Raw genomic sequence first — 6,222 nt, 5'->3', positions numbered from 1 at the left:
GTGTGAACCGCGTCGGCCCTCTTCGCTTGCCAAGTCGTCATCGCTCATTCATTCCATCGATGCGTCCATGGCGCTATCACGTGTGAAAGTAGCGGTTGATGACCTACCTGAATCGTTCTTGTCGAAGCCCGGGCTGCACCGCAGCGCCGGTCGCCGGGACGCGCCATTGCAGTCAGCACGGCATCACCCGGCACACCGCGAGCGCGCGTCAGCGCTAGTTCGGCACGCAGCAGCCGCGCCGGATGCGAACATGACGCGGTGACGTCGACTCTTCAGTTCCATCGCTTGACCACCCCGCGTGCGGCGGCGGCCGCCGGTGTCCTGTTCTCCCTGCTGTTCACCACCGCTCTCATCTTGCTGTGGATCAGCGTGCCGGAGGGCGGGAAGCTGGGTTCCCAGTGGACCGTGGTCGGCAGCGACCACATCAAACTGGCGGCGACCTTGATGCCCTTCGCCGGCATCGCGTTCCTCTGGTTCATCGGCGTGGTGCGCGACGGCTTCGCGGCCGTCGAGGACAAATTCTTCTCGTCCGTATTCCTCGGCGCGGGCCTGCTGTTCCTTGCGATGGTGTTCGCCACCACCAGTGTCGGAATGGGTCTGGCGCACAGCGCCACCCACGTGACCGACGCCGCGGCCCGCGATGAGGTGGTGTCCTTCGCCACGATGCTGCTGACGGCGCTGGGCCGCACCTACGCGCTACGGATGGCCGCGGTCTTCATGATCTCGCTGGCCACCATCTGGCTGAAAACCGGTGTGATGCCCCGCTGGCTGGTGTGGACCACCTACGCGACGGCGGTCACCCTGTTGGTGGCCGCCGACACGTCCGTCTGGCTGACGCTGGTGTTCCCGGTGTGGGTGCTCATCGTGAGCCTGATGCTGCTCGCGCGCTCCGGGGTGATCCACCTGCCGGACGCCATCGAATGACGAATCCCGCTCAGAACGGGGGTGGCAGGTCTTTGAGGCCTGTGCGGATCATCTGGTTCCATCGTTCGGTCTGAGCGGCGGCGTCACGGTCGTTGCGGTTGAGCCGGCGTTCGTCGGCGATGCGGCGGCGCCGGTTTTCGGCGCGGGTGGTGCGGCGTTTGGGCATTTTCTGCGTCCGGTCATCGCATTGGCGGGCCGGGCGGGGTGTGTCGGGCAGGGCGGCGGTGGGTGTCATGAGGGTGGGGAACAGGTCGGCGCTACCGGGGAGGGTGATGTAGACCTCGCCGGTGGGTGATGTCCAGATGATGGTGCCGTCGCGTAGTTGGGTGTCGTGCCAGCCGCCGAAGGTTTTGTCCAGATGGTTTCTGCGGCAGAGGCATTTGAGGTTCGAGGCATGGGTGGGGCCGTTGTTGCTGTAGGGCGTCGTATGGTCGATGTCGCATTGTCTGGCCGGTGTGTCGCAGCCGGGGAAGCGACACGTCACGTCGCGGGCGCGGATGAATTCGGCCAGTGCGCGGGAGGGGACGTATCCGGCTTCCGGTGGTGCGTCGTGCGGATGCATCACGGGCAGGACCCGCGCTGTGCGGGCGAGTTCGCGGACTTCGTCGGCGGGAATGAGGTCCCCGGTGGCGGACAGGCCGGGGATGTCGTCGCCGTCGAGGGTGCTCTGGTTGGCGACGATGTGGATGAGCACGGGGCTGGCTGGGGGTTTGTCGCCTGCGGTGCAGTCGGGTCGGCTGCATTCGCATTCCATCCGGTCTTGTTTGGCGAGGATGGCGTCGAGGGCGTCGGCGCGGCGTGCGGACAAGGGTCGTGGGTCGTTGGGGCAGACGGTGGCGGCCAGGGCGTTGGCGCGTTCGTTGAGTGCGTCGGCGGTGTAGTTGCGGAGGTGGCCGCGGACTTCGGAGGTTCCGTCGCCGCTGTTCCAGATGTCGAGGTGGCGGTCGTCGATGGCTTTCTTGCGGCGCCGGATCGCGTCGCGGTCGTGGCGTCCGACGATCCGGTCGGTGCGGCGGAAGATCTGGGAGCGTGAAAGGGAGGGCCAGCGTGGAACTTTGGCGGCGAGTTCGGTGTCGACGGTGTGCAGTGTGTCGGGGTTGTCGATCAGGTCGGTGCGGTAGGCCAGGGCGTCGTAAAGGGTGAAGTCGATGTCTCCGGCTGTGAACAGGGCGGCCAGCTGGGGGAGGCGTTCGTGCATGCAGCGGGCGGTGCGCAGGTAGGTCATGGCCAGGCCTTGGCTGATGCGTAGTGCGACAGCGATTTCGGTGGCGACCGCGTCGTCGGTGTCGTGTACCCATTCCGTGCGGTCTCCGAGTTCGGCGAGGCGTTGGCGGTAGAGGGCGCCGATGGTGGTGTAGAGCGCGGCGGCGGCTTGATTGTTGGCCCGGGCGCGGTCGCAGACCCGTTGGAGGAGATCGGGTTGCGGCACCGTATCGAACATGTGTTCGATGCTACTCGCGACCCCGACAACTCTCAGCGCTTCGTATCGCGCCAGTCCACCAGCTTATCGACGGTGCTGAAGTCGAACTTCCCGTCCGAGGCGCGCAGCTCGGTGTGGAACAACGACGCGCCGGCCGACAGGTACTCGTCCGCGGACTTGGGATCGGCCCACAGCGTGGACCGTTCGATGTCGGAATCGGCGCGGCCGAAGCCCGCGGCGAGTTCGGCGACGCGTGCGCTGGCCTCGCGGTAGGAGTCGATCGGCAGGAAGGTGTGCCAGATGTCGGCGTGCCGCGCTACGGCGGGCAGGGTGCGCTTGGGCCCGGAACCACCGATCAGGATGGGAACCTTGCGCAACGGTGCCGGCTGCAACTGCGCGAACCTGCTCTCGATCCGCAGCAGGCCCTCATCGAACAGGTCGGCTCGGGACTTGACCGTGCCGAAGTCGAAACCGTAGGTGGTGTAGTCCTTCTCGTACCAGCCCGCGCCGACGCCCAGGATGGTCCGGCCGCCGCTGATGTGGTCGACGGTGCGCGCCATGTCCGCCAGCAGATCGGGATTGCGGTAACCGATGCCGGCCACCAGCAGGCCGAGTTCCGCGCGGGTGGTGATCTCGCCCCACGACGCCAGCGCGGTCCAGCCCTCGAAGTTGTTGACGTCGGGCTGCACTTCGGCCAGCACCGGTTTCGCGTCGGCGATGGATTCGATGAACGGCGCGTGGAAGTGGTCGTAGCCGAAGATGATGTCGACGCCGATCTCCTCGGCGTGCAGGACGGCTTGGCGCCAGGTGGCGTAGTCAGGGGTCTCGGCGGGCTGGATCTGGACGGCAACGCGCACGGGATAGGTCATTCACGCGACAAGCAAGGCTCATCGCGATTTATTCCAGGGTGCGCTACGGGGCTTCGCGCAGCGCGCTGGCCGGGCAGAGTTTGACGGCCTCGCGGGCGCGCTCCTCCTCGCCGGGGGGAACCTCGTCGCCGAGGAGCACCACCACACCGTCGTCATCCTGATCGAAGACGGCATCGGCCACCATCACACAGTTGCCCGCGGCGATACATGCGTCGCGGTCGGCATCGATATGCATTCTCACCACCTCACTGCCAGTGACCGTAGTCCGTAGATGAAATGGAAGGACCGGAATTCGACATCGTCGAAGTCCTCGGCCAGAGTCAGTCCGGGGAAGCGGCGGAACAATGCCGGGAACGCGATGCGCATCTCCATCCGGGCCAACGGCGCACCCAGGCAGTGATGTACACCGTGGCCGAAGGCGAGATGGCCCGGGGCGCCACGGCCGATGTCCAGAACGTCGGGATCCTCGACGAACGACGGGTCCCGGTTGCCCGACGGCAGTGAGGCGAACACCAGCCAGTGCGCCGGGATCACCACGCCGGCCACCTCGACCTCGGCAGTGGTGAACCGCGGAATCGCATGCTGCACCACCGACAACCAGCGCAGCAGTTCCTCGATCGCCGGCCCGATGGCGTCGGGGTCGTCGCGCACCCGGGCCAGCTGTTCGGGATGGCGCAACAATGCCAGCGTGCCCAGCCCCAGCATGTTGGACGTCGTCTCGTGGCCGGCCAGCAGCAGCAACCCGGCGATGCCGACCAGTTCGTCGTCGGTCAGTTCATCGCCGTGCTCGCGGATGAGCATGCCGAGGATGTCCTCGCCGGGAGCGCGACGGGCCGCGACGACCAGTCTGCGCATGTAATCGCGGCTTTCCTGTTGCAGCGCCATCCGCTGCGCGATCGGCAGAGACAGGTCGAGCTGCCTGCCCGACCGCTCCTGGAAGTCGGCGCGGTCGTCGTATGGCACGCCGAGCAGCTCGCAGATGACCAATGACGGTACGGGCAGGGCGAATTCGTCGATCAGATCGACCGAACCCCCGGCCGCGGCCATCGCGTCGAGGCGCTCCTCGACGATCTCGGCGATCCGCGGCTCCAGTCGCTTCATCCGCCGGATGGTGAATTCGGGGGTCAGCATGCGGCGCAGCCGCTGGTGCTCCGGCGGGTCGATCCCCAGCAGGTTGCCCGCCCGCGCGCTGGCCTGCTCTTCGGCGGACATCTCCGGCGCGCCGGGTAGGGTGAACCCCGGTGGGCGACTGTTGGAGAAATGCTCGTGATCGGCGAGGACGGCCTTCACGTCCTCATGCCGGGTGATCAGGTAGGCACGGTTGCCCAGCGGGCCGATGACGGACTGCACGCCCGCCGACTCGCGCAGGGCGGCGAGCTCGGGTGTCGGATCGAAGCCGTTGCGCCGCATGTGTACCGGGGGCAGCGTCTGGGTCATGTAGACACGCTACGCGCCGAACACGAAATCCTTGATCAGCGCGTTGACGACGGTCGGATTCTCCAACGCGGCGAGGTGCGCCACGCCGTCGAGCACCGCGGTGGCCGCACCCGGGATGGCATCGGCCATCGACAGCGTCTCGGCGAGCGGAAAGGTCGCATCCTCTTCGCCCGCGACCACCAGCACCGGGGTGCGCACACTGCCCAGCAGCGCATGCTGATCCGGCCGGTGCGGCACCACGCTGCGCACCGCCCATGACGCCGACCCGACATCGACCCGCGCGGCGGCCGCCCGCACGAAGGCGACGACGTCGGGACGGGTGCGCATGGTGGTCGGGCCGAGGAATGCCTTGAGCACCTCACGGGTCAGCGGGCCGCGGATGCCGCCGAGCAGCTTGGCCGTCCGCAACAGCAGCCCGTATTCGAAGCGCTGCCGGGCACCCGCCGCCGACGCGGTGCAGTTCATCAGCACCGCGCGCCCGATCCGGTCCGGGTATTGCGCGGCGAACGTGCCGCCGATCATGCCTCCCCACGAATTGCCGACGAAATGCGCGTGTTCGACACCGAGCCCGTCCAGCAGGTCGACGACGGTGCGGGCGCAGTCGGTGAAAGTGAATGGCGCGGTCAGCTTTTCGCTGCCGCCGTGGCCGGGTGGGTCGATCAGCACGACCCGGTGCCCATCGCCGAACGCCTCTGCCTGCCCGGCCCACATGTCGCCGGTCATCAGCAGGCTGGGCCAGAACAGGATGGTGTCGCCGGTGCCGCGGGTCTGTATCCGCAGGCGTCCCAGCGTCGTCGGCACCGTGCGCGAGTCCATCAGATCGTCGGCAGCAGTGAATGCACGATGTGCACCGACGCGTCGGAAACATGCTTGGTGTACACCGTGAAGTCGATGTCGGGGTCGTGGCCGGCGAGATCGGAGAGGGCTCGAATCACCAGCCAGGGCGCCCCGAATGCCGTGCAGACCTGGGCCACCGCAGCGCCTTCCATCTCGATGGCCGACCCGCCCAGCTCGCGGTGCAGGCGCTCCCGGGTGACGCCGCAGTGCAGGTAGGCATCACCGGAGACGATGGTGCCGAACGTGATTCGCGGCGCGCGGCCCTGCCCGCCGGCCTCAGGGTCGAGAAACGGCAGCAACACCGCAGACAGCCGGTGCTTCACCCGGTCGAGCAGATCGGTGTCCACGTCGTACCCGAGTTCGTCCGTCGGGTTGAAGAACCGCACGTGTCCCGGCTGGTACAGCGAAAGGCGTTCGTCCTCAATGATTCCCGAGTCGTTGGCCAGGATCCGGTCGGCGACGACAATATCGCCGATGGTCAGTTCGGGGTCCAGGCCACCGGCGACACCGGTGAAGATGACGGCATCGCAGCCGAATTTCGCGATCAGCAGCGTCGTGGCGGTCGCGGCGTTCACCTTGCCCATCCCGGCCTCGGCGACCACCACGCGCTGCCCGTCGAGAAGGCCGTCGGCGAACGTCCACCGCGCCACTTCGGTCTGGGTGACGTCCTGCATCAGCTGGACGAAACTACCGAGCTCTTCCGGGATCGCGCACAGCACGCCTACGGTCATGCCG

The 6,222-nt window shown here is 67.3% G+C and carries 7 protein-coding genes; 1 reads left to right on the top strand and 6 read right to left on the bottom strand.

Features of this window, described 5'->3' with window-relative positions; all coding sequences use genetic code 11:
- Window positions 1–258: 258 nt before the first annotated feature.
- Entirely contained in the window at window positions 259–924 is a 666-nt protein-coding gene (locus AC1DY7_RS30430; protein ID WP_477497485.1) for a hypothetical protein, read from the top strand.
- A gap of 10 nt (window positions 925–934) precedes the next feature.
- On the opposite strand, the gene AC1DY7_RS30425 is transcribed toward AC1DY7_RS30430, so the two are convergent.
- The 6 genes from AC1DY7_RS30425 to AC1DY7_RS30400 are packed head-to-tail and all read right to left on the bottom strand — an operon-like array spanning window position 935 to window position 6,218.
- Window positions 935–2,365 (bottom strand): HNH endonuclease signature motif containing protein, encoded by a 1,431-nt coding sequence (locus tag AC1DY7_RS30425; RefSeq protein WP_477497484.1) that lies wholly within the window; start codon window positions 2,363–2,365, stop codon window positions 935–937.
- Window positions 2,366–2,397: 32 nt separating this feature from the next.
- Window positions 2,398–3,213 carry an LLM class F420-dependent oxidoreductase gene (locus AC1DY7_RS30420; RefSeq protein WP_477497483.1) on the bottom strand — a complete coding sequence of 272 codons (816 nt, stop codon included), beginning with the start codon at window positions 3,211–3,213 and terminating at the stop codon, window positions 2,398–2,400.
- A 43-nt stretch (window positions 3,214–3,256) separates the two neighbouring features.
- Window positions 3,257–3,448, bottom strand: a complete 192-nt coding sequence (locus tag AC1DY7_RS30415) for a ferredoxin (RefSeq protein ID WP_477497482.1) — start codon at window positions 3,446–3,448, stop codon at window positions 3,257–3,259.
- 2 nt (window positions 3,449–3,450) lie between these two features.
- Window positions 3,451–4,650, bottom strand: coding sequence for a cytochrome P450 (locus tag AC1DY7_RS30410; RefSeq protein WP_477497481.1), 1,200 nt, complete (start codon window positions 4,648–4,650; stop codon window positions 3,451–3,453).
- Window positions 4,651–4,659: 9 nt separating this feature from the next.
- Entirely contained in the window at window positions 4,660–5,466 is an 807-nt protein-coding gene (locus AC1DY7_RS30405; protein ID WP_477497480.1) for an alpha/beta fold hydrolase, read from the bottom strand.
- Window positions 5,466–6,218: a 5'-methylthioadenosine/adenosylhomocysteine nucleosidase gene (locus tag AC1DY7_RS30400; protein ID WP_477497479.1), complete on the bottom strand. Its 753-nt coding sequence runs from the start codon at window positions 6,216–6,218 to the stop codon at window positions 5,466–5,468. Before AC1DY7_RS30400 ends, AC1DY7_RS30405 begins: the two co-directional genes overlap by 1 nt.
- Window positions 6,219–6,222: the final 4 nt, after the last annotated feature.

This window comes from Mycobacterium sp. P2_H7 (assembly GCF_056403275.1).
The sequence above is the reverse complement of the archived record's forward strand: the minus strand, read 5'-3'. Positions and strand labels throughout refer to the sequence as shown.

What these genes read in the sequence shown, in the direction of transcription:
- AC1DY7_RS30400 (WP_477497479.1), bottom strand. Translation starts at nt 6,218, where the DNA reads ATGACCGTAGGCGTGCTGTGCGCGATCCCGGAAGAGCTCGGTAGTTTC.
- AC1DY7_RS30420 (WP_477497483.1), bottom strand. Translation starts at nt 3,213, where the DNA reads ATGACCTATCCCGTGCGCGTTGCCGTCCAGATCCAGCCCGCCGAGACC.
- AC1DY7_RS30410 (WP_477497481.1), bottom strand. Translation starts at nt 4,650, where the DNA reads ATGACCCAGACGCTGCCCCCGGTACACATGCGGCGCAACGGCTTCGAT.
- AC1DY7_RS30405 (WP_477497480.1), bottom strand. Translation starts at nt 5,466, where the DNA reads ATGGACTCGCGCACGGTGCCGACGACGCTGGGACGCCTGCGGATACAG.
- AC1DY7_RS30425 (WP_477497484.1), bottom strand. Translation starts at nt 2,365, where the DNA reads ATGTTCGATACGGTGCCGCAACCCGATCTCCTCCAACGGGTCTGCGAC.
- AC1DY7_RS30415 (WP_477497482.1), bottom strand. Translation starts at nt 3,448, where the DNA reads ATGCATATCGATGCCGACCGCGACGCATGTATCGCCGCGGGCAACTGT.